Annotated in this window: 29 protein-coding genes and 3 pseudogenes; 20 read left to right on the top strand and 12 right to left on the bottom strand. The window is 69.5% G+C overall.

Features of this window, described 5'->3' with window-relative positions:
- Nucleotides 1-10 precede the first annotated feature (10 nt).
- The 8 genes and pseudogenes from ACZ7HQ_RS09325 to ACZ7HQ_RS09290 all read left to right on the top strand — a co-directional run.
- Nucleotides 11-556: pseudogene (locus tag ACZ7HQ_RS09325) on the top strand (HAD-IC family P-type ATPase); the annotation flags it as partial.
- A 416-nt stretch (nt 557-972) separates the two neighbouring features.
- On the top strand, nt 973-1,767 hold the full coding sequence (locus ACZ7HQ_RS09320) for an SDR family NAD(P)-dependent oxidoreductase (RefSeq protein WP_470986716.1): 795 nt from the start codon (nt 973-975) through the stop codon (nt 1,765-1,767).
- A gap of 31 nt (nt 1,768-1,798) precedes the next feature.
- Nucleotides 1,799-1,876 (top strand): 50S ribosomal protein bL37, encoded by a 78-nt coding sequence (locus ACZ7HQ_RS09315; protein WP_470987134.1) that lies wholly within the window; start codon nt 1,799-1,801, stop codon nt 1,874-1,876.
- Between the two features lie 112 nt (nt 1,877-1,988).
- Complete coding sequence (locus ACZ7HQ_RS09310) at nt 1,989-2,765, top strand: GNAT family N-acetyltransferase (RefSeq protein WP_470986714.1); 777 nt, start codon at nt 1,989-1,991, stop codon at nt 2,763-2,765.
- 29 nt (nt 2,766-2,794) lie between these two features.
- Nucleotides 2,795-3,157 carry a hypothetical protein gene (locus ACZ7HQ_RS09305; RefSeq protein WP_470986712.1) on the top strand — a complete coding sequence of 121 codons (363 nt, stop codon included), beginning with the start codon at nt 2,795-2,797 and terminating at the stop codon, nt 3,155-3,157.
- Nucleotides 3,158-3,313: 156 nt separating this feature from the next.
- A complete protein-coding gene (locus ACZ7HQ_RS09300) occupies nt 3,314-5,272 on the top strand; it encodes an APC family permease (protein ID WP_470986710.1) in 1,959 nt (652 codons plus the stop codon).
- A gap of 108 nt (nt 5,273-5,380) precedes the next feature.
- The gene (locus ACZ7HQ_RS09295; RefSeq protein ID WP_470986708.1) at nt 5,381-5,899 is read left to right on the top strand and encodes a hypothetical protein; all 519 of its coding nucleotides are present in this window, start codon (nt 5,381-5,383) and stop codon (nt 5,897-5,899) included.
- A gap of 931 nt (nt 5,900-6,830) precedes the next feature.
- On the top strand, nt 6,831-7,529 hold the full coding sequence (locus ACZ7HQ_RS09290; protein ID WP_470986706.1) for a hypothetical protein: 699 nt from the start codon (nt 6,831-6,833) through the stop codon (nt 7,527-7,529).
- Nucleotides 7,530-8,052: 523 nt separating this feature from the next.
- Here ACZ7HQ_RS09290 and ACZ7HQ_RS09285 read toward each other — a convergent pair.
- Nucleotides 8,053-8,172: pseudogene (locus ACZ7HQ_RS09285) on the bottom strand (flavoprotein); the annotation flags it as partial.
- 763 nt (nt 8,173-8,935) lie between these two features.
- On the opposite strand from ACZ7HQ_RS09285, the gene ACZ7HQ_RS09280 reads away from it, so the two are divergent.
- The 5 genes from ACZ7HQ_RS09280 to ACZ7HQ_RS09260 all read left to right on the top strand — a co-directional run bounded on the left by ACZ7HQ_RS09280 (nt 8,936) and on the right by ACZ7HQ_RS09260 (nt 10,674).
- Nucleotides 8,936-9,262 (top strand): PadR family transcriptional regulator, encoded by a 327-nt coding sequence (locus ACZ7HQ_RS09280; RefSeq protein ID WP_450798604.1) that lies wholly within the window; start codon nt 8,936-8,938, stop codon nt 9,260-9,262.
- Nucleotides 9,259-9,615 carry a DUF1048 domain-containing protein gene (locus ACZ7HQ_RS09275; RefSeq protein ID WP_470986704.1) on the top strand — a complete coding sequence of 119 codons (357 nt, stop codon included), beginning with the start codon at nt 9,259-9,261 and terminating at the stop codon, nt 9,613-9,615. Before ACZ7HQ_RS09280 ends, ACZ7HQ_RS09275 begins: the two co-directional genes overlap by 4 nt.
- A gap of 1 nt (nt 9,616) precedes the next feature.
- Nucleotides 9,617-9,943, top strand: a complete 327-nt coding sequence (locus ACZ7HQ_RS09270) for a DUF1048 domain-containing protein (RefSeq protein ID WP_470986702.1) — start codon at nt 9,617-9,619, stop codon at nt 9,941-9,943.
- 207 nt (nt 9,944-10,150) lie between these two features.
- Nucleotides 10,151-10,432 carry a histidine phosphatase family protein gene (locus ACZ7HQ_RS09265; RefSeq protein ID WP_470986700.1) on the top strand — a complete coding sequence of 94 codons (282 nt, stop codon included), beginning with the start codon at nt 10,151-10,153 and terminating at the stop codon, nt 10,430-10,432.
- Entirely contained in the window at nt 10,405-10,674 is a 270-nt protein-coding gene (locus ACZ7HQ_RS09260; protein WP_470986698.1) for a TetR/AcrR family transcriptional regulator, read from the top strand. Before ACZ7HQ_RS09265 ends, ACZ7HQ_RS09260 begins: the two co-directional genes overlap by 28 nt.
- Here ACZ7HQ_RS09260 and ACZ7HQ_RS09255 read toward each other — a convergent pair.
- From ACZ7HQ_RS09255 to ACZ7HQ_RS09245, 3 genes are read right to left on the bottom strand one after another with little or no spacing between them, the layout of a single operon-like run.
- Nucleotides 10,647-11,501, bottom strand: a complete 855-nt coding sequence (locus ACZ7HQ_RS09255; protein WP_470986696.1) for a phosphatase PAP2 family protein — start codon at nt 11,499-11,501, stop codon at nt 10,647-10,649. The genes ACZ7HQ_RS09260 and ACZ7HQ_RS09255 overlap by 28 nt on opposite strands.
- Nucleotides 11,498-12,304: a polyphosphate polymerase domain-containing protein gene (locus ACZ7HQ_RS09250; protein ID WP_470986694.1), complete on the bottom strand. Its 807-nt coding sequence runs from the start codon at nt 12,302-12,304 to the stop codon at nt 11,498-11,500. Before ACZ7HQ_RS09250 ends, ACZ7HQ_RS09255 begins: the two co-directional genes overlap by 4 nt.
- Nucleotides 12,301-12,954, bottom strand: coding sequence for a DUF4956 domain-containing protein (locus ACZ7HQ_RS09245; RefSeq protein WP_470986692.1), 654 nt, complete (start codon nt 12,952-12,954; stop codon nt 12,301-12,303). Before ACZ7HQ_RS09245 ends, ACZ7HQ_RS09250 begins: the two co-directional genes overlap by 4 nt.
- A 158-nt stretch (nt 12,955-13,112) precedes the next feature.
- Between ACZ7HQ_RS09245 and ACZ7HQ_RS09240 the strand changes: the two genes are divergently transcribed.
- Genes ACZ7HQ_RS09240 through ACZ7HQ_RS09230 form a run of 3 tightly spaced genes read left to right on the top strand, consistent with a single transcriptional unit; the run spans nt 13,113 to nt 15,812 of the window.
- Nucleotides 13,113-13,784 (top strand): response regulator transcription factor, encoded by a 672-nt coding sequence (locus ACZ7HQ_RS09240; protein ID WP_470986690.1) that lies wholly within the window; start codon nt 13,113-13,115, stop codon nt 13,782-13,784.
- The gene (locus tag ACZ7HQ_RS09235; RefSeq protein ID WP_470986688.1) at nt 13,781-15,154 is read left to right on the top strand and encodes a sensor histidine kinase; all 1,374 of its coding nucleotides are present in this window, start codon (nt 13,781-13,783) and stop codon (nt 15,152-15,154) included. The genes ACZ7HQ_RS09240 and ACZ7HQ_RS09235 overlap by 4 nt, the downstream gene beginning before the upstream one ends.
- Before the next feature lie 37 nt (nt 15,155-15,191).
- Nucleotides 15,192-15,812, top strand: a complete 621-nt coding sequence (locus tag ACZ7HQ_RS09230) for a DedA family protein (protein ID WP_470986686.1) — start codon at nt 15,192-15,194, stop codon at nt 15,810-15,812.
- Nucleotides 15,813-15,828: 16 nt separating this feature from the next.
- Here the strand turns inward: ACZ7HQ_RS09230 and ACZ7HQ_RS09225 are convergent, their stop codons facing one another.
- The 3 genes from ACZ7HQ_RS09225 to ACZ7HQ_RS09215 are packed head-to-tail and all read right to left on the bottom strand — an operon-like array spanning nt 15,829 to nt 18,562.
- Nucleotides 15,829-16,989: an MFS transporter gene (locus ACZ7HQ_RS09225; protein WP_470987133.1), complete on the bottom strand. Its 1,161-nt coding sequence runs from the start codon at nt 16,987-16,989 to the stop codon at nt 15,829-15,831.
- Nucleotides 16,990-17,015: 26 nt separating this feature from the next.
- Complete coding sequence (locus ACZ7HQ_RS09220) at nt 17,016-17,582, bottom strand: Chromate resistance protein ChrB (protein WP_470986684.1); 567 nt, start codon at nt 17,580-17,582, stop codon at nt 17,016-17,018.
- Between the two features lie 35 nt (nt 17,583-17,617).
- Nucleotides 17,618-18,562, bottom strand: coding sequence for an undecaprenyl-diphosphate phosphatase (locus ACZ7HQ_RS09215; protein ID WP_470986682.1), 945 nt, complete (start codon nt 18,560-18,562; stop codon nt 17,618-17,620).
- A gap of 277 nt (nt 18,563-18,839) precedes the next feature.
- Here ACZ7HQ_RS09215 and ACZ7HQ_RS09210 point away from each other — a divergent pair, with 277 nt between their 5' ends.
- Both ACZ7HQ_RS09210 and ACZ7HQ_RS09205 read left to right on the top strand, forming a co-directional pair.
- Nucleotides 18,840-19,229 carry a BlaI/MecI/CopY family transcriptional regulator gene (locus ACZ7HQ_RS09210; RefSeq protein WP_470986680.1) on the top strand — a complete coding sequence of 130 codons (390 nt, stop codon included), beginning with the start codon at nt 18,840-18,842 and terminating at the stop codon, nt 19,227-19,229.
- Nucleotides 19,230-19,243: 14 nt separating this feature from the next.
- Entirely contained in the window at nt 19,244-20,185 is a 942-nt protein-coding gene (locus tag ACZ7HQ_RS09205) for a M56 family metallopeptidase (protein ID WP_470986678.1), read from the top strand.
- A gap of 152 nt (nt 20,186-20,337) precedes the next feature.
- Here ACZ7HQ_RS09205 and ACZ7HQ_RS09200 read toward each other — a convergent pair.
- Together ACZ7HQ_RS09200 and ACZ7HQ_RS09195 are read right to left on the bottom strand one after the other, a co-directional pair.
- A pseudogene (locus ACZ7HQ_RS09200) lies at nt 20,338-20,607 on the bottom strand (4-hydroxy-2-oxovalerate aldolase); the annotation flags it as partial.
- 109 nt (nt 20,608-20,716) lie between these two features.
- Entirely contained in the window at nt 20,717-21,487 is a 771-nt protein-coding gene (locus tag ACZ7HQ_RS09195) for a serine/threonine-protein kinase (protein ID WP_470986676.1), read from the bottom strand.
- Between the two features lie 308 nt (nt 21,488-21,795).
- Between ACZ7HQ_RS09195 and ACZ7HQ_RS09190 the strand changes: the two genes are divergently transcribed.
- Nucleotides 21,796-21,933, top strand: a complete 138-nt coding sequence (locus tag ACZ7HQ_RS09190) for a hypothetical protein (protein ID WP_470986674.1) — start codon at nt 21,796-21,798, stop codon at nt 21,931-21,933.
- A 185-nt stretch (nt 21,934-22,118) separates the two neighbouring features.
- Nucleotides 22,119-22,742: a TetR/AcrR family transcriptional regulator gene (locus ACZ7HQ_RS09185; RefSeq protein WP_470986672.1), complete on the top strand. Its 624-nt coding sequence runs from the start codon at nt 22,119-22,121 to the stop codon at nt 22,740-22,742.
- Nucleotides 22,743-22,857: 115 nt separating this feature from the next.
- Here the strand turns inward: ACZ7HQ_RS09185 and ACZ7HQ_RS09180 are convergent, their stop codons facing one another.
- From ACZ7HQ_RS09180 to ACZ7HQ_RS09170, 3 genes are all read right to left on the bottom strand, one after another.
- Complete coding sequence (locus tag ACZ7HQ_RS09180) at nt 22,858-24,207, bottom strand: ferredoxin reductase family protein (protein WP_470986670.1); 1,350 nt, start codon at nt 24,205-24,207, stop codon at nt 22,858-22,860.
- A gap of 231 nt (nt 24,208-24,438) precedes the next feature.
- Nucleotides 24,439-24,783: a DoxX family protein gene (locus ACZ7HQ_RS09175; RefSeq protein WP_470986668.1), complete on the bottom strand. Its 345-nt coding sequence runs from the start codon at nt 24,781-24,783 to the stop codon at nt 24,439-24,441.
- A gap of 396 nt (nt 24,784-25,179) precedes the next feature.
- The gene (locus ACZ7HQ_RS09170) at nt 25,180-26,085 is read right to left on the bottom strand and encodes a LysR family transcriptional regulator (RefSeq protein WP_470986666.1); all 906 of its coding nucleotides are present in this window, start codon (nt 26,083-26,085) and stop codon (nt 25,180-25,182) included.
- Nucleotides 26,086-26,094 lie beyond the last annotated feature (9 nt).

The raw sequence follows: 26,094 nt of genomic DNA, 5'->3' as shown, positions 1-26,094 counted from the left end.
GTGCGCCGCCGTGCGGTGGGAACAGGAGGGCGGCAAGCTCGTCGCCATGACCGGTGACGGCACCAACGACGCCCCGGCCCTCGCCCAGGCGGACGTCGGCGTGACGATGAACACCGGCACATCGGCCGCCAAGGAGGCCGGCAACATGGTCGACCTCGACTCCAACCCGACCAAGCTCATCGAGATCGTCGAGATCGGCAAACAACTCCTCATCACCCGGGGCGCGTTGACGACCTTCTCCATCACCAACGACGTGGCGAAGTACTTCGCCATCATCCCGGCGATGTTCGCGGGCTCGTACCCGGGCCTGGAGTCGCTGAACGTGATGGGCCTGCACAGCCCGACCTCCGCGATCACCTCCGCGATCATCTTCAACGCCCTGATCATCATCGCTCTGACCCCGCTGGCGCTGCGCGGCGTGCGCTACACCCCGGCTTCGGCCCACGACCTGCTGCGCCGCAACCTGCTCGTCTACGGCCTCGGCGGACTCGTCCTGCCCTTCGTCGGCATCAAATTGATCGACCTGCTCATCTCTCAGGTGCCCGGCCTTGCCTGAACCCCGCCCGTCCGCCTGGCTCGCCCGTCAAGGTCCCGTATGCGCACGTCAGAGCCCCGTCAGAGAACGGCATTTCGGCTTGCCCCGTCCGTGCGGTACGGCTTCCATGGATCTCGTGAACAGCGCCTGGCTCCTCCTCGACCGGCCGCCGAGTCCCTCCCCCAGCCTTCGGCCGGGGGTGCCCCCATCTCGCTTCGCTCGGCCGTCGTGTCGCGAGCCGCGCTGACCGGAAGCGTCCACGCCACGCCGGCATCGCGTCCCGCCGACGCCGCTTTCCGTGACCCGAGGGGCGCCGTGATCGGCTCCCGGCGCTCCTCGACCCACCTTCTCCACCGCACGCCCACCGCCCCTCACCGGGCCGTGTCGGCGTGCCCGCAAACCCGGATGGGACCATGTCCAACTCCACCTTTACCTCCATGTCTGGCCGCACCGTTCTGGTCAGCGGCGCCACGTCCGGCATCGGCCACGAAACGGCCCGGCAGCTCGCCGAGCGCGGCGCCACCGTGCTGCTGCACGGCCGTACCGCCGAAGAGACCCGGGCCACCGCCGACCGCCTCATCGCCACGGTCGGCGTCGATGTCGGCCAACTGGGCCTCTACTCGGCGGACTTCGCTCGCCTGGAGGAAGTCGAGACCCTGGCCCGCACGATCGTCGCCGAACACCCGCACCTGGACGTCCTGGTCAACAATGCGGGCATGGCCGCCCCCGAGCGGCACACCATCACCGCTGACGGCAACGAGATCGCCTTCCAGGTCAACTTCCTCGCCCACTACCTCCTCACCTGCCTGCTGGAGCCGGCCCTGACCAGTGACCCAGGCGGCCGCGTCGTCAACGTCTCCTCCGCGCTGCACCGCACGGCCTCCATCCAGTGGGCCGACCCCAACCGCGCCCGCCGCTACTCCCGCCTCGCCGCCTACGCCCAGTCGCAGCTGGCCCTGACGGTGTTTGCGGCCGACCCGCGCGTGACGGCGGTCTCGGTGCACCCGGGCGTCTGCGACACCGCGCTCCTGCCGCTGTACGCGCACGCGGGCGTTTCCCCGGCGGAGGGAGCCGCGCACGTGGTCCGGCTGTGCGACCCGGCCGTCGAGATCGTCAACGGCGCCTACTACGACCGCGACGAGCGAGTCGAACCGGCCCCGGCCGCGACCGAGGACCGCACGATCAGGCGCCTCAACAAGCTCGCGGACCTGCTGGTCGGCCGCAGCGCTTGAAGGATCCCCGCACTCAGAGGAGTTGACGCACATGTCCAAGCGCGCTCGCAAGAAGAAAGACCGCCGCAAGAAGAAGGCCAACCACGGCCACAAGGCCGGCCAGAGCTGACGCCGAGCAGAGCGGCGCGGCACGCGCCGTCCGACTCAGGGCGGGCGACAGGGGAACCGCACTCCCCTGGTCGCCCGCCCCATCCGCATTCCACTACCCCCACGAGGCATTGATGATCGAGATCTCGCCACCGGACTCCCGGGCCCTCGCACGCTGGTTCCCCACCGCCTCCCCCGGCCCCGCCACGATCGGCGAGCACGTGCTGGCCACCGGCATCGGGCGCTGGTGGGCCGACCGACCCGTCCAGCCGCGCACGGTCGCCGTCTCCTGCGCCGGCCACGTCGTCCTGCGCGGCAGTCCGGAGGAGCTCAGGCCAGGCGTCCTTGCCCCGCTGGCCGGCAACCGTGTCGAGGCCCCGGCCCGGTTCCTGCCCGCCCTCGGTGCCGCCTTCGACCGGCTCACCCCGTGGGAGCGCATGATCTGGACGCTCCAGGCCACACCTCACCCCGCCACGTTCCCGCACGCCGTGACCGTACGGCACCTGGAACCGGCGGACGCCGACGCCGTGCACGCCCTCGGTCCGGACGCGTCCTGGCTGTCGGCCAGCTGGGGCGGCCCGCGCGGCCTCGCCGCCTCCGGCCACGCCTGGGCCGCGGTAGGCCGCACCGGTCGCATCCTCGCGGTGGCCTGCACCTACTTCCGCGGCACCAGCCACGAGGACGTGGCCGTCTACACCATCCCCGACCGCAGAAGCCACCACCTGGGCCTGGCCTGTGTCACCGCCCTGTGTGCGGACATCACGGCCCGCGGCCAGACGCCCAGCTGGAACTGCTCGGTCCACAACCGCGCCAGCCGTCTCCTGGCCTGGAACGCCGGTTTCCGCTTGGTCCGCGAGTACGTCCACTACGCGGCGGGGAGCCCGGTGTCACACCGTCGGCTCAGCGCCTAGGAAGCACGTCGAAGAAGAGGGAGATGCCAGTGCCCAGGAAGCCTCCGCTGCTCGCACTGCCGATCCTCGAAGGCCGCCACGAGCTCACGATCACCCGGCTGAAGCGCGGCGAAGACTCCTTCACGCTCCACTACCGCATCACGCCACCGCTCCCGGAATCCGGCGTCGAAACGCTCGTACTCCCGGTCCTGGAAGCCGTGGACGACCTCGGCAACGAGTACGAAGACCGCGGCGGCTCCTACGGCACCCATCCGGACGGCACCTGCACCGACGGCAGCCTCAGCGGACATCCGTCCCTGGATCCGGACGCGAGCAGCCTGCGGATCCACATCACCTGGCTGCGAGGCGGCAGGGAGGATGCGTACGACATGACGCTGGGTGTCCGGCCCTGAGGCGCGCGGCATGTGACGCGCTCGGCCTTAACGCGGTCTTGACGCGTTAGGGGGACATACACGTGGGTCCATGCGTCACTCCTTGCTTACGCTGGTGCCGCCGTCCGTGTGATGGCCGGAACCCCACGCTGAGCCGCACATCAGGAGAGCACGCCGATGGCCACGACCGAACACCCTCCCAGTACCAGCCGCCTGCGGACATGGATGCTGGAGGGCCTGTCCGACATGGGCAAGCACGGCGGCCACACGGGCCCGCACGCCGAGCCGGAACCCCCGCACAAGGGCCAGAGCTGGTACCGGGTGATGTGCCTGACCGGCGTCGACTACTTCTCGACCCTCGGCTACCAGCCGGGCATCGCCGCCCTGGCAGCCGGTCTGCTCTCCCCGGTCGCCACCCTCGTCCTCGTCGTCGTCACCCTCGCCGGCGCCCTGCCGGTCTACCGGCGGGTGGCCGAGGAGAGCCCGCACGGCGAGGGCTCCATCGCGATGCTGGAGCGGCTGCTGTCGTTCTGGAAGGGCAAGCTGTTCGTCCTGACGCTGCTGGGCTTCGCGGCGACGGACTTCCTGATCACCATCACGCTGTCGGCCGCCGACGCCTCCACGCACCTCATCGAGAACCCGCACCTGACGAACGTGCTGCACGGACAGCAGATGGTGATCACGCTGCTGCTGGTGGCGCTGCTGGGCGCGGTGTTCCTCAAGGGCTTCCTGGAGGCGATCGGTGTCGCGGTCGCACTGGTGGTGGTCTATCTCGGTCTTAACGTCGTGGTCGTGGTCGTGGGCTTCTGGCACGTGCTGACCGCCGGGCATGTGGTCACCGACTGGACCAGCGCCCTGACCACCGAGCACGGCAACATCTTCGCCATGATCGGCGTGTCCCTGCTGGTCTTCCCCAAACTCGCCCTCGGACTGTCCGGCTTCGAGACCGGCGTCGCCGTGATGCCGCACGTCCAGGGCGACCCGGACGACACCGAGGAGAGGCCAAAGGGCCGGATCCGGGACACCAAGAAGCTGCTCACGACCGCGGCGCTGATCATGAGCGTGTTCCTGATCACCACCAGCTTCATCACGACGGTGCTGATCCCGGCGAACGAGTTCAAGACGGGCGGCCAGGCCAACGGCCGCGCCCTCGCCTATCTCGCCCACGAGTACCTGGGCAATGCCTTCGGCACGGTCTACGACGTCTCGACGATCGCCATCCTGTGGTTCGCCGGCGCCTCCGCGATGGCCGGCCTGCTCAACCTCATGCCGCGCTACCTTCCCCGCTATGGCATGGCCCCGCACTGGGCCCGCGCCGTACGCCCGATGGTCATCGTCTTCACCCTCGTCGCCTTCCTGGTCACCTGGATCTTCGACGCCAACGTCGACGCCCAGGGCGGCGCCTACGCCACGGGTGTGCTGGTCCTGATGTCCTCCGCGGCCATCGCGGTGACCATCGCCGCGCGCAGGGCCGCCCAGCGCGGCTGGACCATCGGTTTCGCGGTCGTCTCGGCCGTCCTGCTCTATGTGACCGTCGCGAACGTCGTCGAGCGCCCGGACGGTGTGAAGATCGGTGCCTGCTTCATCGTCGGCATCATCCTGGTCTCCCTGGCCTCCCGGCTGGCCCGTGCCTTTGAGCTACGCGTCACCCACGTCGAGCTGGACGACATGGCGGAACGATTCATCCGCGACATCGCCAGCAGGAAGATCCGGTTCATCGCCAACGAGCCGGGACCGCGGGACAAGGCTCAGTACCGCGACAAGATCGAGCAGATACGGGCCGACAACGAGATGCCCGAGCAGGAGGACTTCGTCTTCGTCGAGGTCACGGTCACCGACCCCTCCGAGTTCGAGGCCGGCTTGACGGTGCGCGGCGAGGTCCTCCACAACCGCTACCGCGTCCTGACAGTGGAGTCCTCGTCCATCCCCAACGCCCTCGCAGCCCTCCTCCTCCACGTCCGGGACATGACGGGCTGCACCCCGCACATCTACTTCGAGTGGACCGAAGGCAACCCCTTCGCCAACTTCCTGCGGTTCTTCCTCTTCGGCCAAGGCGAGGTCGCCCCCGTCACCCGCGAGGTACTGCGCGAGGCGGAACCGAGCCGCGTTCGCCGCCCGCGCGTGCACACCGGCTGAGGACCGGCTCCGCGACCGCGTCAGGATCCCGTCAAGATTCGCCCGTACGCGTTAGGAGCCCGTAAGCAGCGGTCGCCGCACCGGGTGCGGGCGCCTAGCGTCGGCGTCATGCGACGGAGCGGACCGCCAGGATCGGCCGGCGACCGCCACTGGCGTGGCAGCGCCCGGCTCGCGGCGAGCTGCGCCCTGCTGTTCTGCGCCCTGAGCCTTCTGGTCGACTGGGACGCGGGAAGCCTGACGCCCCTGCGGGCCCTGCTCTGGGTCACCCTCTCGGCCGCGGTGTGCGCCGTCCTGCTTCCCCAGCGGGTGAGCGCGGGCCCCGGCTGGCTGGCGGTCCGCACACCCTGGCGCCGGCGCATGGTCCGCACGGACGCGCTGATCGCCGTACGGCAATACGACGGCGTCTCCTCGCACCTGGTCCTGCGAGACGTCCACGGCAACCGACTGGAACTCGACCCCCGCGTCCTCACCGCCAACCCCCTGCTCTGGCACGAACTCGACACAGGCGTCCGCCGCTCCATGGAACACGGCACCTTGCGTCAGGGAGCCGACGTTCTGGAACGGCTGGGCCACCGTATCGACGACGAGTCGCTGCGGGCGGTCCTCCGGGCGTCGGGCCTGTCCTGACCTCACCCCACCCAGTGCCACGCACTCGGTCCCACTGCCCGCCTCCCGATGCTTGACACATCTCCGCCGACCAGTGAGCCACGCGACCGGCAGGAAGTCACGGGCGCGCAGAAGCCTGTCCAGGACGCCGACGGACGATCGGGAGCGGGCGGCGAACTCAGTTCTCGACCTGGCATTGACTCCCACTTGGCTTTCGCCCTCCGCATGACGTGGAGGTCATGGTGCATTCGGCGAACCCCCAGGTCATCGCCAGACCGGGCGACAGTAGTTCTCTAACGTGCTCTTATCGCTGCCAGCCGTCGCTGGTGCGTCTCAAGGCGGTAGTTTCATTTGATCGACGAGGTGACGGGGGCGTGAAAGCAGGTCGTTCGATCAAGAGTGGGCGGAGCTGAAGGCGAAGGCTCAGATGCGGCTGGACGGGGTGGATCCCGGTGGGCCATCGCCCAGTCGGGCGGACCTGGTCGTCAAGTACGACGACATGGGGAAGATCGGGCACAGCGCCTTCCTGCTGCACCAGCACCTGTCGAGTGCGGGCAGTCACGCCAAGTCGCACACCGAGGCCGCCGCGAAGAGCCTGGGGAACGACGGGTTCGACATGGGCGCCGCGCTGGCCGACGCTGATGAGGGTTGGCAAGCACAGTTGCAGGTACTGCTCGACGCCTGCGCTCAGATCTCCAACCATCTCGACTACTCGGTGAAGTCCTCCCGGCGGGAGACGATCTCATTGCCGCGCAGGTCAGCGCCTCCAAGATCTCCGAGTACCTGGACGTGCCACCCACCACCTCGGATGACGAGGTGCCCCACGTACCGAAGGCGGAAGGCCCCGTTATGTGACGGCTGGCCAGTGTGTGCGGGATGGAGGGACTCCGAAGTGGACCGGGGAACCCTCCAGAGGGTAACGGCGGCGACGCCGTGACTGACAGGGGGGCCGGTGCCGACCTTCGAAGAACTTCTCCACGTCAATCTCTCGTCGCTGCAGTCGGCGGCCGACGACTGGGCCGCCACGGCGACCCTGCTGAAGAAAGTCGCCAAAGAAGCCGGGGACATGCGCAGCCTGGCCCAGGGCACTGAATGGAACCTGCTGAGTTCCGCGCACGACAAGATCAAGGCGGCCAGGGACGACCTGAAGAATCTCTGTGAGAATCCGCCTGAGGGCATCACGATCCACGCCGACGGCTCGCTGACGCGCAGCCCACAGCCCCCTCGCATGTCGCACGGGGATCCAGAGATCGTGGTGACGCAGAGCGACCTCGATGCCCTGCAGCGCCGCATCGACGCCATCCTCGGCCGGGCTGCGGAAGCCGACTCGACCTGTTCTTGGGGCCTGCGGCAACTCACCAAGAACAGGCACGAGTTCGGCAGCACGTACTACGGCTCCCTCAAGGACGCGAAAACCGATGCCCGTATGGAGCTGCAGAACAAGACGGATTCGGAGGAGTACACGCCGCCCGCGAAATGGGGCAGCGGCACCATCAAGCCCGTTGCCGAGTTCCTCAGCTACCGCTCCTGGATGGACGGTGGCGAGGCGCTTCTGCACGGAGACATCAACGGTGCGATTCAGGGCCTGATCGGCGGCACCCCCTCTGCGGCGGGCGGCGAGGCCAGCAAGCACCTCTCGAAGCGCTCCTGAGCGATGTGCGCGGCAAACACCACCGCCCCACGTTCATCAACACGATCGGCAAGTTCGGAGAGAAGATATTCGGCGCCCCGGTCGCTGTGATCGCGACCGGAGTCGACTTCTACTACACGCCCGAAGCACCCAAGAAGCCGGGCGACACTCATGTCGAGGCCCCGGGGGAACCGGGAAAGGTGAGGTACCAATGACACACTCCGCCGGCCCGCCCCCGCCCGGGCGCCGACGCCCGGACCTGCGCCACTGGTTGAGGCCCCGGAGTTCCCGGACGCTTGTCCTGGGCATGTGTATGTCTGTCGGTGGCCTCGCCGGTGGGGTGCGCTCCGCGATGGACGGGAAGGGGATCTGGACGATCCTCGGTATCTTCGGCGTGGGGATCCTAGGACTGGTCATCGTCGTGAGTTACTTCGTCAACCAGGCGGATCGCTGACGGCCCGCCTGCAACACGGGGAGCTCAGACAACCCGATGACGGAAGTGTAAGCAACGGGCCGCCTCGACGCGCGAAGGTGCTCCGCCTGCCCGGCCGATCACCTGTTGACAGGCCGGGTGAGCGGCCTGGGCTGAGTTGAGGTACGGCAGCGCCGCGGTCGGGACGCGCATGCCGAATGCCTCACACAGCATGCCCAAAGCCAGAGTGTCGGGGTTCCTGTGGTCCATCTCCCCGCGCATCCAGGCGGCGGCGCCTACGCAGGCGCCAGGCAGGCGCAGTTCCCCACAGTCGTCTGCCCACCCCACGTGAGGTACGGGCGGGCAGATCGCCAAGGCTTCAGGGATATCAGTGTCCGCTGACGGCGAGATCGTAGTCGCCGATGAGACCGAGCAGGGTGCCTGCGGTCAGGTCGCTGGTGACGTATCCGGCCATGTCGGGGGGGAGTAGAGGACCTCGTCCTGCATCCACTGGTAGTGCGAGAGACCGTTCATCTCTTCGTCTCTCGCTCGGCTACGCACCGCCCGGCGGTGGACGACCCCGACCACCGCGCCCATCCCGATCAGAGCCGCAGTGTGTCAGTACCGGCAGGAGCCCGATGCCGTCCGAGCCAATGACCCGGGCCGTCATCGGTGGGACAAGTTGATCGGCGAAGAAGTCGGCGGGGTTGGTGACTAGCGGCGCGAGCAGTGACACGACGAGCCCGGCGTCTGACAAGCCCACTCATCGATATCTGGGACCAGTGCAAGGAAGTAGGGGGGCAAGCGATTAGGGGCTGATCGCCGGGTGTTGAGGTTCGTCGATCTCGCAGGTGGGTGTTCTCGTTGATGGCGCGGCCGGGTGGTTTGAGGGTGTTGGTGGTCCGGGTCCATCGGGTCAGTACTCGCCGTTCGCTGGGCTTAGCCACTACTCGGTGGTACCGTATAGCGGTACTCGGTAATACGGAGTACCGGGGAGGACCGAACAGGAGCCGCGATGGACGACCTGACGGAGATGCTGAAGGGCACGCTCGAGGGCTGCGTACTCGAAATCATCGGCAGGGAGGAGACCTACGGGTACGCCATCACGCGCCGGCTGAACGAGCTCGGCTTCGCCGACGTCATCGAGGGGACGGTGTACACCATCCTGCTGCGACTGGAGAGGAACGGACTCGTCCAGGTGACGAAACGACCATCCGAGGTGGGCCCGCCGCGCAAGTTCTACGCGCTCAACGACGCCGGGCGCGAGGAACTCGCGACGTTCTGGGCGAAGTGGCAGTACGTCTCATCACGCATCGACAGGCTCAGGGAGGGCGGGAGATGAACTTCTGGGAGACCATCACAGGCAGCGATCTCACCAGGGAATGGAAGGCGTTCGAAGCCCGGGCCGAGGTCCTGCCGGACGACTACCGGGCGGCGTGGGAACAGGTCAAGGGCCACCTCTTCCCCTACGCGGGCTTCACCGGCCGCAACCTGATGCCGATCCTCGACGCCGCCCTGGGGCTGCTCGAAGAAGCATCGGCGGACGGACAGAGCGTCCACGAGGTACTCGGCGACGACATCCCGGGCTTTTGTACGGCGCTGGCCGGCGGAGAGGGGGCCCGGACCTATCGCGACCGGTGGCGCGAGCAGTTGAACAGGAACGTCGCAAGGAAATTGGGCCGGCTGGGAGGCTGACGTGGGCATCCAGGACATCATCGAGGGCAAGAAGCAGTGGCGGGCGCACATGGCTCGGGTCAAGGCGCTCCCGCCGGACTATCAGATCGTCTACAAGGAGATGCAGAGGTACCTGTTCAAGGTCGGCCCGATCGACCTGACCGACGGGCCCCTGCTCCCCGGGATCGTCGACTTCTTCGAGGAGGGCGTCGCGGCCGGCAAGGGAGTCCTGGAACTCATTGGCAACGACGTCGCCGCCTTCTGCGACGACCTGGTCAAGGACTCGCGCACCTACGCGTATGTCTATCAGGAGTCCATCAGCGGGAAACCCGGCACGGACGAGAAGTAACACCTGTGGTCATCAAGCCAGCGGGCGTAAGCCCGCACGACGCCTGGCGAGCCGAGTAGTTTGCCAGCGCGTCGGCGGACCCGCTCTCCGCGACCTGCGCGAACACCCGAAACACACGTCACGTCAGGTTCCGTGACATGCGCGAATCACGATGCAAATTCCTCAATGTGCCTTGGGGTGCAACAAGATCAGATAGCGTGCGCAGCCATGGGTGACCTGATAGTGATCAGGCACGGCCAGACCGAGTGGAGCCTGTCGGGCCAACATGCCGGCCGGACCGACGTGGGACTGACCGATGCGGGGGAGGCGGCGGCAAGGGCGCTGGCACCGAGGCTGGCACGCCGCCAGCTGGTCGCTGTGTTCAGCAGCCCGTTGAGCCGTGCCATGCGAACAGCCGAGCTGGCCGGCCTGACCAGCGCCAAGCCCGATCCCGACCTGTTGGAATGGGAAGGAGGGCCATCGTGGAAGCAGCGCGGGAGCTGCTTCTGAAGGAGGGCTTCGAGGTCAGCGTCGCTGCCGCGGGCGTGTCGAAGGTGACCGTCTACAACCACTTCGGCACCAAGGCGGACTTGTTCGTCGGCGTCATCAAGGACTCCCTGGACGCGCCGCTCGGCGGCACGCTCACCGACGCGATCGACCGCATCGTCGGGGGCCCGCCCCACGTGAGTCGCGGAGCGGACAGATCGCCGAGGCTTCAGGAATGTCAGTGTCCGCTGATGGTGAGTTCGTAGTCGCCGATCAGGTCGCCGAGCAGCGTCCCGGCGGTGAGGTCGCTGGTGACGTGGCCGGCCATGTAGAGGCGGGAGTACAGGACTTCGTCCTGCATCCACTCGTACTCCCCGGCGCGGTGCGGGGAGACGGCGCTGAGGAAGGTGACGGCCGCGGCGGAACGGGCCGCGTGCCGGGAGGGGTAGGAGTACGGGCCCTTGGCGCCGGGCTTGATGTGCTTGTCGGGGCGGAGGGTCGGGTCCAGGACGAACGGGGCGGGCTGCTTGTCCTTGGCGGCCAGCTGGTCGCTGATCGTCTTGGCCATCTTCAGGGCCGCCTTCAGCTCGGCCTTCTCCGCCGTGCCTTGCGCGGCGGGGATCAGCTCGCGCTGGTCGTGCAGGTACAGCTTCCAGATGTCCTTCTTGCCGTACAGCTCCAGCCAGGTCGCGGCCTTCTTCCCCGCCATCGTACGGGCCTTCGCGAGCTGCTGATCCTGCCGGAGTTCGGCGGTGCGCTCCTTCACCGTCGGCGGGGCAGGCACCTGCTGTGCGGCCCAGGCGGCGAACGCCTTGTCATCGCGGGTGGTGCCGTGCGCCTTCCTCCACTGGGCGAAGAGAGCGTCCGCCTTCGTGCGCTGGGCCGCCGCCTGCTTGCCGATCGGGGCGATCTCGGCGTCGGTGAAGAGCGTGGGCGGCGGGTTCTGTTTGATCAGTGCCGTCGCGCCGGGCTTCTTCTTCGCGCCGGTGACGGCCGAGACCAGCTGCGGTCGCACCACGCCGACGGCGACGGCCGCGACGGCGAGCAGCGCGATCAGGGCGTACGGCCATTTGATGCCGCGCAGGACGTTCATGCGGCGGAGGTCCTTTCGTAGAGCGGTACCGTGCTCGCCCCGGTGGCGAAGTGGGTGCGGGCGAGGCGGCGTACGTCGTTGTCGGGGAGGCCGGGGGTGAGCAGGGACTGGCCGATGACGTACTTGCTGAGGGACACGGGCCTGCCACCCAGGCTCAGCAGCAGCCGGTCGGCCGGGGCCGGCCGGACCCCGCCCTTGGTCTCGATGAGCACCTGGCCGGAGTCCAGCGCGGCGGTGCGCTCGCCGTGGTGGCAGGTGAGTGCGCCGTCGAGGGTGACGCGGGTTCCGTGGCCCAGGTCGGCGAGGGCCGCCCGAACGTAACGGACCTCCGCAGCGGGCGCCAGCTCCTTGGCCATGACAGGGATGCCGGACGTGGCCAGCACCTCGTCCACGAACTCGGCTGCCTGCGTGCCGAGTTCGCCGTACGCGGCGGCCGGGACCTTGAGGGCGTGCTTGACCGTGGCGCCGCGGCCGTCCTTGGTCTTCACCTCGACCCGGCACAGCCCGTCCTCGGCGTACAGGCGGGTGCGGACCTTCCAGCGGCGTCGGCGGCCCTGGACGTGGGCCCGCCAGGCGCCGAGCTGCTCGGTGTCGAAGTAGGTGCTGAGGTAGCTCGTCGTACGACGGCCGGCCAGGTCGAGGACGCGGTGACTGTCGGCGAGCCGGGCGACGAGGTCGCGGGCGCTGTCGAGGGGGAGCAGGTACTTGCGGTCGGTGCGGTGCTGGAGCGCGGCCGCCGCGTCGACCTCGGCGAGCGTGGCGCCGCGCAGGGCGTCGAGGCCGAGGTCCAAGGCGAGGCTCATGCGGCGGTCACCTGCTCGCGGGGCTCGGCGTCCTGGGCAGTGGCGGGCTCCCCCGGTACGGCGGGGTAGCGGGCGGAGACCCGGGTGGTCTCGCGGACGTAGTCGACCTCGTCCACGACCACCGACAGGGGCGCCTGGCCGAAGCGGAGCGCCACGTCGTGGGCGATGAGTGCGGGCTCCGGGTAGATCCGGTCGAGGGTGAGCTTGACCGTGCGGGTCGGGGGCTCGTAGGACTTCGGGTCGTCCACCAGCAGCACCGCCAGCAGCACCACGGCGTCCAGTACGGCGACCAGCCACATCTGCCGGTGCGGCAGCCCCGTGCACAGGGCTATGACCAGGGTCACGAAGGTGTAGGCGACGTCGCGTAGGGTGAACGCCGCACTGCGCAGCCGGACAAGGGAGAGGATGCCGAAGAGGCCGAAGCCGACCCCGGCCGGAAACTTCCCGGCGCTGATCGTGCTCATCGCGGCGAACAGGCCGATGTTCAGCGCGGCCAGCACCAGCGGCATCGCCGGGGCGCTGGGGCGGCGCCGGTAGAGCCAGCCGACCAGGACCAGCAGCGCGATGACGTCGAGACCGCCGCGGGTCATCAGCTCCATGGGCGCTATGTGGCTAGTGATGCCCTTGGCGGCGAGCACCAGTGCGTGCATGTCTGTCCCTTCCGTCCCGGCGCGTGGGAACGGCGGACCGGTCGCGGTCCGCGGAGCACCGCGACGTGAACGACGGTAGGGAAGTCACATGAACAGACCATGAAGCCTCCCCGACGCCTGGAATCCGGACACCTGCGCGGGCGGCTAGCCTGACGGGCATGCACTATCTGGTCGTCGACGACGAGACCCGCCTCACGGACCTGGTCGTCCGCTACCTCACCGAATCCGGGCACACCGCCGAGGGCCACTACGACGGACCGTCCGGGCTCGCCGCCGCCCGTGACCCGCGCGTGGACGCCGTGGTCCTCGACGTCATGCTGCCGGGCATGGACGGGGTCCAGGTGTGCCGGACACTGCGTGAGGAAGGCATCCACATCCCCGTCATCCTGCTCACCGCCCGCGCCGCGATCAGTGAGCGGGTCGCCGGCCTGGACGCCGGCGCCGACGACTACCTGGTCAAGCCGTTCGCCATGGAGGAGCTTCTGGCCCGACTGCGCGCGATATCCCGGCGCCGCCCGGAGACCGCCGGGCGCCTGAAGGTCGGCGACCTCGTCCTCGATCCCGACCAGCAGCGCGCCTGGCGGGGAGACACCGAACTCGACCTCTCCCGCCGCGAGTTCGACGTACTCAGGGTCCTGATGAAAAACGCCGGGTGCCTGGTCACCCGCCTCCAGCTCCTCAACGAGGTCTGGGACGGCGAGACTGACCTGCGCAGCAACGCCATCGACGTGCACGTCTCCAAGGTGCGCGCCAAAGTCGACCGCGCCTTCGGCCGTACGACGATCACGACCCTGCGCGGGCGCGGCTACCGTCTGGAGACGACCCCATGACCCTGCCCGGCCGGTTGCGGCCGTGGTTCAGGCGGCTGCCCGTCGTCACGCGCCTCGTGCTGGCCGTCGCCATCACCATGTCCCTGGTGCTGACCGGGGCGGCCGGACTGGTCTACTGGCGGGTCAGGACCGCCCTCGACCAGCAGCTGAACGACGATCTCACCACCTACCGGCACAGCCTCGACCAAGCGGTACGCGCCGGAACCCGGCTCCCTCCAGGCCCCAGCGGCAGCCTCCAGCAGGTCCTGGACGCACACGGCCGCGTCCTCACCTCCAGCGACTCGCTCCGCAACCAGCCGCTGCTCACCCCCGCCGAACTCCGCGCCGTCACGCGTGGCGCGACGGTACGGCGCGACGTCGGTTCCCTGCTGCCGATCACCCCTGGCACCCTGCGCCTCCAGGCGAAACGCGTCACGGCGGACGGACATCCCCGGATCGTGATCGCCGCCGTCCGGCGCGGCCACCGCGACGAGGCGCTGCGCGAACTCCTCGCCCAACTGGCCCTCGCATCCGGCCTGACTCTCATCGCCGCCTCCTACGTCGGCTACCGCACCGCCCGCGCCGCCCTGCGCCCCGTCGAGCGGTACCGCAGTGGCGCCGCGACCCTCGCCGACGGCGCCCAGAACCTGCGCCTGGACGTGCCCGCCGACCACGACGACGAGATCACCCGGCTCGGCCACACCCTCAACCACATGCTCGACCGCCTAGCGGAGTCCGCCGAACGCGAGCGCCGGTTCGTCGCGGACGCCAGCCACGAGCTGCGCACCCCCCTGTCGCTGTTGCGCGCCGAGGTCGACCTCGCCCTGCACCGTCCCCGCTCCGCCGGGGAACTCACCGAGACCCTGCGCTCCGTGGACGCCGAGGTCCAGCGCCTGATCGACCTCTCCAACGCCCTGCTGGACCTGGAAGAACTCGGCAGCACCCAGCACATCACCCGTGCCCCCGTGGAACTCGCCAACCTCATCAACGCCGCCGTCGCCCCGCATCTGCGAACCGCCGAGCGGTCGGGGCGTCCGGTGACCGTCGACGCCGCCCGCGCTACCGTCGACGTCGACGCCCGGTGGCTGCGGCCCGCGATCGGCAACCTGCTCGACAACGCCCTTCGCCACGGCCAGGGAGCCGTCCACCTCACTGCCACCGTCCACCACAGCAGGCTGCGACTCTGCGTCACGGACGAGGGGACCGGATTCCCTCCCGAGTTCCTGCCCCGGGCGTTCGACCGCTTCGCCCGCGCCGAGGCCAGCCGCACCAGCGAGGGATCCGGCCTCGGGCTCGCCTTCGTCCACGCGGTGGCCACCGCCCACGGCGGCACCGCCGACGCCGAGAACACCGGGCACGGGGCCTCCGTCGTCCTCGACCTGCCCTGCTGACCAGCGCACAAGTTCGGCCTCCGCGTACGGTGAGGGCATGGCCCCGCCCCTCCCGGGCCCACTGGCTCATCTGGCCCCGCTGCTCAGCCATTACGGCTACTGGGCGGTCGGCGCTGTGGTCCTCGTGGAGGACTTCGGAGTCCCCGCGCCGGGAGAGACAATCCTGATCGCCGCCGGAATCTACGCCGGGGCAGGACAACTGAACATCGTGGCCGTGGCGTCCATCGCGTTCGCCGCCGCCGTCATCGGGGACAACATCGGCTACCTGATCGGCCACACCGGCGGACGCGCCTTCGTCCACCGCTGGGGCCGCTACGTGTTCCTGACCCCGAAACGCTTCCAGGCGGCCGAGGAGTTCTTCACCCGCCATGGCAGCGAGATCGTCACCGTCGCCCGCTTCATCGAAGGACTGCGCCAGCTCAACGGCATCATGGCGGGCACCAGCGGCATGCCCTGGCGCCGCTTCCTCGTCTTCAACGCCCTCGGTGCCGCGCTGTGGGTCGGCCTGTGGGCAACCCTCGCCTACCTGGCGGGCACCCACATCACCGCCATCTACGACGAGATCACCCGCTACCAGCTCTACGCACTCATCGCTCTCGGCGCCCTCGTCGCCGCACTCGCGCTCCGGCATCTGCTGCGCCGCAGACACCAGGACTGACCAGCGCGGGAAACCCTCACTTCACCGTGCCGGGCTCGGGTACGGCCGACACCTCGCGACGGCGCACAAGCGCGACCACCGCGCCCATCCCGATCAGAGCCGCGAGCGCCCCGAATCCGTACGTGAGCGTGGCGAACGAGGCGACGACGGCTACCAATAGGGGCCCGCCCGCATCACCGAGTTCGCGGCCCAGTTCGACGGCGCCCATGGTCTGCCCGAGACGATCCGCAGGAGTGCTCGCGGCCAGCGCGGCGAAACCCAGCGGGGTGATCAGCCCCGTACCGACACCGATCAGAGCGGCGCCGACAAGGATCCCGGCGAGGCCCGGCAGCATCGCACAGGCCAGGCCGCCGGCGGTGACCAGCAGCCCCATGGCCAGCCCGCCGCGCGTCGTGAGCCGCCCGTCGTCCAGTGCCCGTCCGGCCCTCGGCTGGACGACGGCCGCGCAGGCGGCCAGCACCGACACGGCGGCCCCGGTGGCGATCGTGCCCAGCCCGGCGGCTCTGCCCGAGACGGGCAGGAAGCCCACGCCCACCGACAGGGCGGCGGTCGCCGCGGCCAACGCGCACGTCGGAGCGAGGAAGGCCGGCTCGGCCAGGCGACGTGCCAGGTCCAGCACCGTCTGCCGGACCTTGGGCAGGGGCGGTACGACGGGGACGGCGACCGCGGCCCACACCGCCACCGCCCCACCCAACACCGCCAGCACCACAAACAGCAGCCGCAGACCACCGGCCCACACCAGCACCCCGCCGAGCAGCGGGCCGAGCGTGTAACCGATGGACTTGTAGAAGCCGTAACTGCCGAAGGCACGCCCGTGCTTGGCTGCCGGGTTGAGCCGGGCCACCAGCGCGGAGGCAGACGGCGAGAACGCGGAAGCCGCCGCGCCCTGACCCAGCCGGACCGCCCACAGCCAGCCCGGGCTGTCCGCCACGACGTACAACGCGGACGCCGCCGCGAAGACAGCAAGCCCTCCGAGCAGCACGGGGCGGGCACCGACCCGGTCCGCGAGGGTGCCGAAGAGCGGCTTGAGGAGCACCTCGGCGCCGTCGTACAGGGCGAGCAGCCCACCCAGCACCAGCAGCGAGGTGACCGCACCCTCCGCGTGACCGCCGAGGTTGGCGGCGATGCCGTGCGCGCCGAAGGCCGTGGTGAACCCAGCCGCGTACAGCGGCCACATCTGCCGGGCCGGCGCCGACCGCGCCGTCACTGCTCCCCCTCGGGGGCCTGGTGCAGCGCGCGGAAGACGCGCTCGGCGTAGTCCTCGCAGGCAGCGGTGCACTCCTTGAGCCGCTGGCCCGCCTCGGCCGCCTCCGGGGCGCCGAACACATCGCGGGCCGTCAGGTCACGGTGCCAGCGCCGCAGCCGCTCCAGCGACTGCTCCTCTTCCTCCAGCTCGGCGAGGGTGAACTTGGCGATGCGGATCTCCTTGGCCAGCTCCGCCTCGAACTTGCCGCAGTCTGCCAGGAACTCCGCCCAGTCCGCGGACCTGGCGGCCGTGAACAGCGCCTGGAAGCGGGCAGCGTCCTCGGGCCCGCGTCCGGACGCGTTCAGGGTCACCGCCTGTCCGCCGGCCTGCTCTGTGAGCGCGATCGCCCGGGCGATGCCGTCGGCGAAGACGGGTACATCCGGAACGGCCCACACGCCCTGGCCGAGCGAGAGCGCACCTATCCTGCGCAGCTCCCGCCAGACCGCCACCCGGTGCCGGGACGGCTCGGCGGCCAGCTTGATCACGAGAATGAGCCAGCGACTGCCCGGTTCTATGTTCGACACATCAAGGAATGTATCAGGCGTTACATTCGGGCACTTCAGGCGAAATGGACGATGCTCGCGACGCCGGCCAGCAGGCAGTACACGGCGAAGGGGGTGAGCGTGCGGGTGGTGAAGTATCGGGAGAGGAAGCGTACGGCGCCGTACGCGGCGATCGCGGCGGTGAAGAAGCCGACGACCACCTGGCCGTGGATGTGCGCGGCCGCAGGACCGGCCAGGCTCGGCAGCTTGAGTACACCCGCAGCCAGGATCACCGGGGTGGCCAGCAGGAAGGAGAACTTGGCGGCGTCCTCGTGGTCCAGGCCGCGCAGCAGCCCGCCGACCATGGTGATGCCCGACCGGCTGATGCCGGCCAGCAGGGCGAGGGTCTGGAACAGGCCGATGACACCCGCCTCGCGATAGCTGAGGGCGTCCAGCTGCCGGCTCCCGGCCTCGGCGGCGATGTCGGCATCCAGGGCAGCCCCGGGACCGGAGCTCACCACTGCCGTTCGGGCGGCGGCCTGCCGGGCCTCCGAGCCGCGCCGCAACCGTTCACCGACCAGCAGGATCAGGCCGTTGACGGTGAGGAACACCGCGGCCGCCAGCGGCTTGGCGAACAGGGTGCGGAAGGTGTGCTCCAGAGCCAGACCGGTGACGCCGACCGGAATGGTGGCCACGATCAGCAGCCAGGCGAGGCGTTCGGTCGAGGTCTCGACCTTGCGGGTGCGGACCGTGGTGATGAAGGCCCGGATGATGCGGACCCAGTCCTTGCGGTAGAAGACCAGCAGGGCCGCCGCGGTCGCCACGTGCAGGGCGACGATGAAAGCCAGGTAGGGCGAGCCTTCGGAGTCGCCGGTGGCGTTCTCTGTCACCAGATGGCGCCAGGAGCCGCCGATCCAGGCGGGCAGCAGAACGGAATGGCCGAGGCTGGAGACCGGGAAGAGCTCGGTCACGCCTTGCAGGGCGCCAATGACGACGGCCTGGAGATAGGACAGTTCGGTCACGGGGACTCCTCGTCGAGCATCGAGGGGAGAGCTGCGGGCTTCAGTAGGGCGTGTCCGCAGAGAGGGTGCTTTTACACGCGTGTAAAAGCTATGCGAATGCAGAGGCCCGACACGGAGCAGCGCAACCGTGCAGGTGAGCAGTCCCGGGGACGCACGCCGACCGTGAGGGACTGCCTCCGAAGGCCGGCGCATGGCAGACTCAGGACACGAGCGACCTTTTACACGCGCGTAAACGTCAGCAGGACTGCGAAAGACGAGCGGGAGAACGACAGACCTCATGGGCGACACCACTTCGGGTCGGAGCCACAAGCGGGCCAACGGCGTCCGCGAGGCGGAGATACTCCATCACCTCCAGCAGGCCCATGCCGCGCTGACCCCCGGCGAGGTGACCGAACGCCTCGGCGACGAACTGACCTACTCCAGCGTCGTCACGATCCTCACCCGCATGTACACCAAGGGCTTGCTCACCCGCACCCCGCGCGGCCGGGCCTACGCCTACGCCCCCGCCGCCGACGACGCCGGCCTCGCCGCCCGCCGCATGCACACCGTGCTGGAGGAACGCCCCGACCGCGAGGCCGTCCTCGCCCGCTTCGCCGACACCCTGTCCGACACGGACGCCGACCTACTGCGTCAGCTGCTCGACCCCGAGCAGGACACCGAGCGGTAGAAGGGCCCGACCCGATGCACATCGCCGTCTACCTGCCGCTGCTGCTCTCCCTCGTCGCCCCGCTCGGCGCCCGCCCTCTGACAGAGCGCTGCGAACCCCGCCTGGCGACCTGGCTGCTCACCGCCTCGTCCCTGATCCTGGGCACAGCAAGCACGATCGCCCTCGGCCTGCTGGCCGTCACCGGCCTGATCCGCATCCCCCAACTCGCCGGCCTCGGCCACTGGTCCGCCCCCTCCGCGCAGCACCACGACCCCGCCCAGCTCTCCGTCGCGCTCATCGCCGGCCTGCTGCTCGGCGGCGCCCTGCTCGCCGCCGCCCGCATGCTCTGGCAGCGGGCCCGCACCCTGGCGGCCGCCACCCTGGACGCCGCCTGCATGCCCACACGCGACGGCACGGTCGTCGTCCACGACGACGCCCCCGACGCCTACGCACTGCCGGGACTCCCCGGCCGCGTGGTCGTCTCCACCGGCATGCTGCACACCCTGGACGAGACCGAGCACGACATCCTGCTCGCCCACGAGCGGGCCCATCTCACCGCCCACCACTACGCGTTCGTCGCCCTCGCCCAGTTCGGCGCCGCCGCCAACCCGCTCCTGCGCCCGCTCGCCTCCGCCGTCACCTACACCATCGAACGCTGGGCCGACGAGAACGCCGCCAGCATGACCGGCGACCGGAAGCGCGTCGCCCGAACCGTCGGCAAGGCCGCCCTCGCCGCCCACCGCGCGCCGACCCTCTCCCGTGCCACAGGCGCCGCCCTCGGCATCCTCGGCCGCCGCGGCCCGCTCGCCAACGCTGGTCCGGTACCCCGCCGCGTCGCCGCGCTCCTCGCACCGCCCCTCGGACGCCACCCGGCGCTCACCGCCGCGACCGCCGTCATCCTGGCCTCCGCGATGCTCGCCACCGCCGAAGCCGCCCACGACCTCCATCTGCTGCTGAAGACCGTCGGCGCCGGATAGAGCCGCAGCCGTCACTCGGAAGACCGGCCCAGGATCCGGCGCGCCCGAAGGGGACGCCGACACGAGCCGCTGATATCGCCGTCCGTCCTCTGACGTGGACAGCGGTGGCACCGGCCGCCGAGCCGCCACAGCCACCGCACCGATCACTCGCGTCAGTCGACGCAACCGGCCGGCGCGAGGTCGAGCGCAATGTCCGTGATCATGCCCGCCTGGCCGCCTTCTATCCTGCGCCAGCCGGCTTCGACAAGATCGCCCGGGTGTCCAGGCCGTGACGGCGCGCCGCGGCAACGGCGTGCCGGAGGAAACCGGAGTACACGCCCGCGTACCCGAGGGCGAGCGTCTCGCGGTCCACACGCACCTCGCGGGCCTGCAGGGGGCGGACGATGTCGGTCGGCAGCGTCCATCAGACGGAACAGGTCGCAGCTTCCGCGACCATGAACAGCCCGCGGACGAGAAGCCCGTGCGCCCCTCGGCGGGGGCAGGCATCGCCTCAGACACCTCCAGGGGCGTTCGATTTTGCAGGGGCGAAGGCTATGACCGTTGGTCGCCAAGGGCCCCGACCGAATTTGCGGAGCACTCGATGCGAGGACGCAGGAAGGAGAACCCGGGGGCAGCGGTGCCGACGCCGGAGCTGCAGCACACCCGCCCGGAAGCCCCCGCCGGCCGCGCCTGTAGGAGCTTGCCGTCGAACGCACCTCGCACCGACGCTCTCACACGGTAATACTCGGGGCTCAGCCAGCCCGGGGTCCCGGTGAGCAGGCCGGTACGGGTGACCGCGGTGCCGTCGGCGACGTGGGCGATACCGAAGTCCAGCACCCGCGGCCCGTCCGGGGCCAGGATCACATTCGCGGGCTTCAGATCGCGGTGGACCACCCCCGCGGCGTGCACGGCCGCGAGCGCCCCGGCCGTCCCCGCGGCGAAAAGGTGCAGCTGGATCCCGGCCAGCGGCCCGTGCACCGACGTGTGCTCTCCGAGCGTCAAGCCAGGTACGTAGGCCGTCGCCAGCCACGGGATGTCCGCCTCGGGATCGGCCTCCAGCAGCGGCACCAGACACGGACCCGACACCCGCCGCAGAACCTGCACCTCGCGCCGGAATCGGGCCCGGAACTGATCATCCGCAGCCTGCCCGGCGTGCACGGCCTTCACCGCTACCCGCTCCCCCCGCTCCCCGACCGCGGCGTACACGGTGCCCATCCCACCCGCGCCCAGCACCCCGACCACCCGGAAGCGCCCGATCCGAGCAGGGTCCGAAGCACGACGAGCAGCAATCCGCGACACGAACAAGACCCCCGCCGAGAGCAACTGTGAATGAGATGTGAACCCTAGCGGGGATCGCTGGCGCCACACGTCTGTTGGCATCAGATGAGATCCACCCGTGCCATGCCCGCCCAGCCGGTACCCGAGCCCTCCGCGATCAGTGCTGGCCGGCCAGCGCGGTGGGCAGATCCTGGTTCCAGCATCCTGTGCGGTGTCCTGGAGGTGGCGTGCGTCGGTGATGGTGCGCAGGTTGGTGTGCCGCACCGCGGGCGTGGCGCGGACGTGGACTCGCTGCCACCGGACTACCGGCGCATCCTCGCGCTCGTCCGGGGCGCCGGCGGCCGGTCATGGTCATGCAGGTCGGCGAGGCAGTGGGGCTGGAGGTGGCGGTGCGGGGCAAGCTGGAGCGGCTGCGTGGGACGCTGTCCAAGCTCGCCGGGCGGGGCCGGCTGCGCACGTTGCCCGACGGCCGTTTCACCACGCGCCTGTGACCTGCAGCGTTGTGATGTCTGAGCCGTAACCGCGGTGTCCCCGGCGGTCCACGCCCAACCGGCGATCGCCAAAGTGGATACGGTGTTGCTGTTATGGTGCTGGCCGAGGAGGTGGACGTTCAGTGGCAGCAGCTGGTCCTGTGCGAGCGACCACGGCATCGGGTCGGGGCCCGGGGCGTCCGCCCGTGCCGCTGGAGCGCATCGTCGCTACCGCACTGCAGATCGTGGACGATGAAGGGGCCGACGCTCTCTCGATGCGGACGCTGGCCCAGCGCCTGGGCTCGGGCACGGCGACGTTGTACCGGCATTTCGACAACCGGGCAGCGCTGGTCGCCCATGTCGTGGACCGCATGTTCGGCGCCGTGGAACTGAAGGGCGACGAACTCCTCGCGATGGGCTGGCAGCAAGCCCTGCGGACGGTCGCGCACACCATGTTCGAGGCCCTGGCCCGGCACCGGAACGCGGCGCGCCTGATGGTGGAAGAGATTCCCCTGGGACCGAACGCCATGGCGCTGCGGGAGCACTGTGTCGCGGCGCTGCTCGACAGCGGCTTCCCGCCGCGACTGGCCGCGCACGCCTTTGCCACCCTCTCCCGCTACGTCCTCGGATTCGCCATACAGGTCAACGGTCATGGCGGCGGACAACTCGACGACGCGCAACTGTCTGCCGTCTTTCAGAGCGTCGATCCAGCCTTGTTCCCGGCAACGGTCACCGTCGCCGGGTCGATGCCCGTTCCGATCGAGGACGAGTTCTCCTTCGGACTCGAACTCCTTCTCAGCGGGCTTGCCCACCTGCGCGACGACGCCTGACCAGCCAGGACGATGCGGACCTGAGGCTGCCCGCCTACGGGCTCATCTAGGTCCGCATGGAGCGTCGCCACCGCTGCTGGTGCTGAGCGCGGGATCTCGTGTGGTCGGCGGCTCGTCAGCGGAAGGCGAAGTGCTCGGCGTGGAGATGCTGGCGGGGGACGCCCTGGCGATGGAGGTCGCGAGTGAGGTTTTCGATCATGGAGGCGGGGCCGCAGAGGAAGACGTGCGTGTCGGGGGTGATCGGTCCGGCCTGGGCCCGGATTCTTTCGGCGGTCAGACGGCCGTGGCTGCGGCTGAACGTCGGGTGGAGCCGGAACTCGGGGCGGTGTGCTGCCGCAGCGGTGAGTTCCGGGAGGAACGGTGCGTCTTCGGCGGTGGGGGCGCAGTAGAAGAGGTCGGTGCGGGGCGGCGCTGCACCGGGGTGGGTGAGCCAGCCGAGGAAGGGCGCGATACCGATGCCCCCCGCGATCCATATCTGCCGGGGTCCGCCGAGGGTGTGGTCGAACATGCCGTAAGGACCCTTGAGGGTTGCCGGGTGTCCTTCACTTATGTCCGTGTAGAGGCCGCGTGTACCGCGGCCCACGGCACGGATGGTGAGGCGCACCGAGCCGTCGGCCTGCGTTCCTGCGACGCTGAAGGGGTGTTCGTGCCAACTGCCGACCCGCAGGTAGACGAACTGGCCCCCTGTCACGGGAAGCGTCGTCTCGCCGGTGGGCGTGAGGGTGAGGTCGAGGATGTCGGGTGTCGGCCGCTCGACACGGTGGATGGTGTAGTCCGCCCGGGGTTCCCTGTGCCGTAGCACCAGTTCGTCGTAGGTGTAGGCGGTCATGCCGATGGTGGCCATGCTGACGTAGATCGCCAGGAGGGGCGTGGATCCGTTGATGATGAGATCGAGGAACCAGCCGTGCAACAGCGCCGACAGGAGCAGCAGGCCGGTGAGGCGATGCAGGAACAGCCAGCGCTCGTAGGGCAGTCGGAGGATGCGGCCGACCTGGCCGAGTGAGATGAGGACGAGCAGCAGCAGACCGATGGCGGAGACGGCACCGAGGAGATGGCCCATCCCTACCGACGCTGTCCGGTGGGCGTAGCCGTACTGGCTCCCGTCGAAACCGGAGAAGAAGTGGAGGAGCAGGTGGGGGGTGAGCAGGAGAATGGACCATACGGCGTACAGCTTGTGCTGACGGTACATGCGGTCCAGGCCGCCGAACCACTGCTCCAACCACATCAGGCGGGTGGCCAGCACCAGGGTGCAGGACATCAGGTAGACGGACAGGACGCCGGCGAACTCGCCGACGAAATAGACAGCGCTGAGGCCCTCGGGCCTGAGCCAGTCCCAGGCCAGATAGAGCATGACCGCTCCGGTCGTGACCGACAGGGGGCCGACGTGGCGCTTCTTCAGGCGTGCGTCCAAGGGGGCGCGCGCGATCCGGATAGCGTAGATCGCTATCACGATCAGGACAGGCATCGTCTACCCCTCGGGGGTCGGCACTGTGGACGAGGCGCTGGTGAAGGCGGGGCGGACCGTGCAGTCGCGGCTTGAGCGCCCTCGAGCCCAGGTGGCTGCGTTTCGTGCCACCTCTAATATTGGCTACAGTGTAGCCGTTTAGCTGGTTCTGGTCCAGTGGTGCAATCGGATGCCCGTTGGCCAGCCCTGGAGCTGCCCACCCGTGGAGGCGTGGACTCGATCCGCAGCGCTTCAGGCGAACAAGGCTGCGAGGTATGAGGCGACAAGCGCCGCGCACACGATGGCGGGCGCGATTTTGGCGACCGGGTCGCCGTTGCGCACGTGTACGACCACAGCTCCGGCGAGCAGCAGGAGAAGGCCGGTCCCCGCGAGGCCGCCGAGCGGCGGCATGGCCAGGCCGAGCGCCACGCCGGCGACTCCTGCCAGTTGCAGCACGCCGATGCGGCGGTAGGCGGCGACGGAGAAGCCGGTCTCGGCGGCCAGCTCGCGCGCCTTCGGCAATGCGAGTGTATTGAGCACTCCGCTCGCCCCGAAGATCAGGGCGATGGCGCAGGCGAGGGTGATGGTGAGGACCATGAGGGATCTCCAGGGTGTCGGCGGCGTGGCGCCATGGGCGTCGAGGGTGACGGCCTGATGGCGGCCCGTCGTCGCGAGACCGTTATGGGATGCGTCGGGGGCGGTCGAGTTGCCGACCGGGTGCATCGCTCGGCGCCCAGACGGGCCATTTGGTCGATCGATGCAGCGGCTCAGCCTAGCGCAATAACGGAAACAGCGTAACCGTTATGAGGGTCGGCTTCGGAGTGATTTCGCGGTGTCGTGGGCGTAACGACGTTCACGCAGCCGGTCGTCTTGGTATTGGCCCGCAGGCTGATTGACACTCCGGGGAGAACTGAGTGACCGTTGACGCTGATCACTCAGATGCGGGAACGGCACCCTCGATCGCAGGGCAAGTGTTGATTTCTTTACGGGCCCTTAGAAGCGGAGTGCTCCTTCGGGCAGATCCCGCTCCGCGGTCAGCGGCAACTCCAAAGTGGTAAGCATGTCCCGGTACCGCTCGGCCAGTTGGGAGGGGAGCTTCCTGCTGAACACCACCAGCTCCCGGAAATAGCCGGGCCCGATCCGCCGGGCGTGCCTCGACCAGCGCAGCGGCACCGCGTTCTCCGGTGTCACCGTCACACCGATCCCCTCGACCGCGAACAGGAGCGCCGCGGAGACCTGGCCCGTGCGTGCGACGGCGCGCGGTGTGAACCCGAGGTGCCCTGCCAGGCGGTCCACCACCTCGCTCATGCCCTGCTCCTGCTCGTAGAGCACCCAGTCGGCAGCGGCCAGTTCGGCCGGATCAGCCGCTGCCCCCGCCGGGTATTCGGCCGAGCCGGTCACCACCATCTCCTCGTATCCCAGGGAGATGACGGGCCCCTCCCACGGGTCGGGCCGTGGACCGACCGCGATGTCGCCCTGGCCACTGCGCATGGCCTCTTCGAGGTCCCGGCGGTGGGAATAGTCGTGCAGTCTCAGCACGGTGGAGGGGTACGTCGAGTGCCAGCGCGCCGCGGACGGCGGCAGAATCCCCGAGGCGACGGACCGTACGGTCAGGACGTGGACGTCGCCCTGACGACCCTCCACCACCTCGCGCACCGAGTCCTGCGCGTCCTGAACCGCACGGACGACGGTCTGTGCTCGGGGCAGAAACACACGGCCCGCGGGAGTCAGCGTCACCCCCTGCCGGCCGCGCTCCAGCAGGACCGCGCCCAGCTCCTTCTCCAGGGCCCCGATCTGCTGGGACAGCGAAGGCTGCGTGACATAGAGCCGCGCGGCCGCTCCGCTGAAGGAGCCCGCCTCCCAGACCGCGAGGAAGTACTCCAGCTGACGTAGCTGCATGTGATCAAG

The sequence above is a fragment of the Streptomyces sp. NPDC037290 genome, assembly GCF_055603245.1.
This window is presented reverse-complemented; position numbering and strand designations above follow the sequence as displayed.

Bases quoted from the DNA above. Each gene is read 5' to 3' on its own strand.
- ACZ7HQ_RS09320 (WP_470986716.1), top strand. From the start codon at position 973: ATGTCTGGCCGCACCGTTCTGGTCAGCGGCGCCACGTCCGGCATCGGC.
- ACZ7HQ_RS09210 (WP_470986680.1), top strand. From the start codon at position 18,840: ATGGGCGACACCACTTCGGGTCGGAGCCACAAGCGGGCCAACGGCGTC.
- ACZ7HQ_RS09240 (WP_470986690.1), top strand. From the start codon at position 13,113: ATGCACTATCTGGTCGTCGACGACGAGACCCGCCTCACGGACCTGGTC.
- ACZ7HQ_RS09280 (WP_450798604.1), top strand. From the start codon at position 8,936: ATGGACGACCTGACGGAGATGCTGAAGGGCACGCTCGAGGGCTGCGTA.
- ACZ7HQ_RS09245 (WP_470986692.1), bottom strand. From the start codon at position 12,954: ATGCACGCACTGGTGCTCGCCGCCAAGGGCATCACTAGCCACATAGCG.
- ACZ7HQ_RS09255 (WP_470986696.1), bottom strand. From the start codon at position 11,501: ATGAACGTCCTGCGCGGCATCAAATGGCCGTACGCCCTGATCGCGCTG.
- ACZ7HQ_RS09310 (WP_470986714.1), top strand. From the start codon at position 1,989: ATGATCGAGATCTCGCCACCGGACTCCCGGGCCCTCGCACGCTGGTTC.
- ACZ7HQ_RS09300 (WP_470986710.1), top strand. From the start codon at position 3,314: ATGGCCACGACCGAACACCCTCCCAGTACCAGCCGCCTGCGGACATGG.
- ACZ7HQ_RS09170 (WP_470986666.1), bottom strand. From the start codon at position 26,085: ATGCAGCTACGTCAGCTGGAGTACTTCCTCGCGGTCTGGGAGGCGGGC.
- ACZ7HQ_RS09175 (WP_470986668.1), bottom strand. From the start codon at position 24,783: ATGGTCCTCACCATCACCCTCGCCTGCGCCATCGCCCTGATCTTCGGG.
- ACZ7HQ_RS09225 (WP_470987133.1), bottom strand. From the start codon at position 16,989: ATGTGGCCGCTGTACGCGGCTGGGTTCACCACGGCCTTCGGCGCGCAC.
- ACZ7HQ_RS09190 (WP_470986674.1), top strand. From the start codon at position 21,796: ATGCAGGTCGGCGAGGCAGTGGGGCTGGAGGTGGCGGTGCGGGGCAAG.
- ACZ7HQ_RS09315 (WP_470987134.1), top strand. From the start codon at position 1,799: ATGTCCAAGCGCGCTCGCAAGAAGAAAGACCGCCGCAAGAAGAAGGCC.
- ACZ7HQ_RS09205 (WP_470986678.1), top strand. From the start codon at position 19,244: ATGCACATCGCCGTCTACCTGCCGCTGCTGCTCTCCCTCGTCGCCCCG.
- ACZ7HQ_RS09265 (WP_470986700.1), top strand. From the start codon at position 10,151: ATGGGTGACCTGATAGTGATCAGGCACGGCCAGACCGAGTGGAGCCTG.
- ACZ7HQ_RS09275 (WP_470986704.1), top strand. From the start codon at position 9,259: ATGAACTTCTGGGAGACCATCACAGGCAGCGATCTCACCAGGGAATGG.
- ACZ7HQ_RS09295 (WP_470986708.1), top strand. From the start codon at position 5,381: ATGCGACGGAGCGGACCGCCAGGATCGGCCGGCGACCGCCACTGGCGT.
- ACZ7HQ_RS09235 (WP_470986688.1), top strand. From the start codon at position 13,781: ATGACCCTGCCCGGCCGGTTGCGGCCGTGGTTCAGGCGGCTGCCCGTC.
- ACZ7HQ_RS09230 (WP_470986686.1), top strand. From the start codon at position 15,192: ATGGCCCCGCCCCTCCCGGGCCCACTGGCTCATCTGGCCCCGCTGCTC.
- ACZ7HQ_RS09180 (WP_470986670.1), bottom strand. From the start codon at position 24,207: ATGCCTGTCCTGATCGTGATAGCGATCTACGCTATCCGGATCGCGCGC.
- ACZ7HQ_RS09250 (WP_470986694.1), bottom strand. From the start codon at position 12,304: ATGAGCCTCGCCTTGGACCTCGGCCTCGACGCCCTGCGCGGCGCCACG.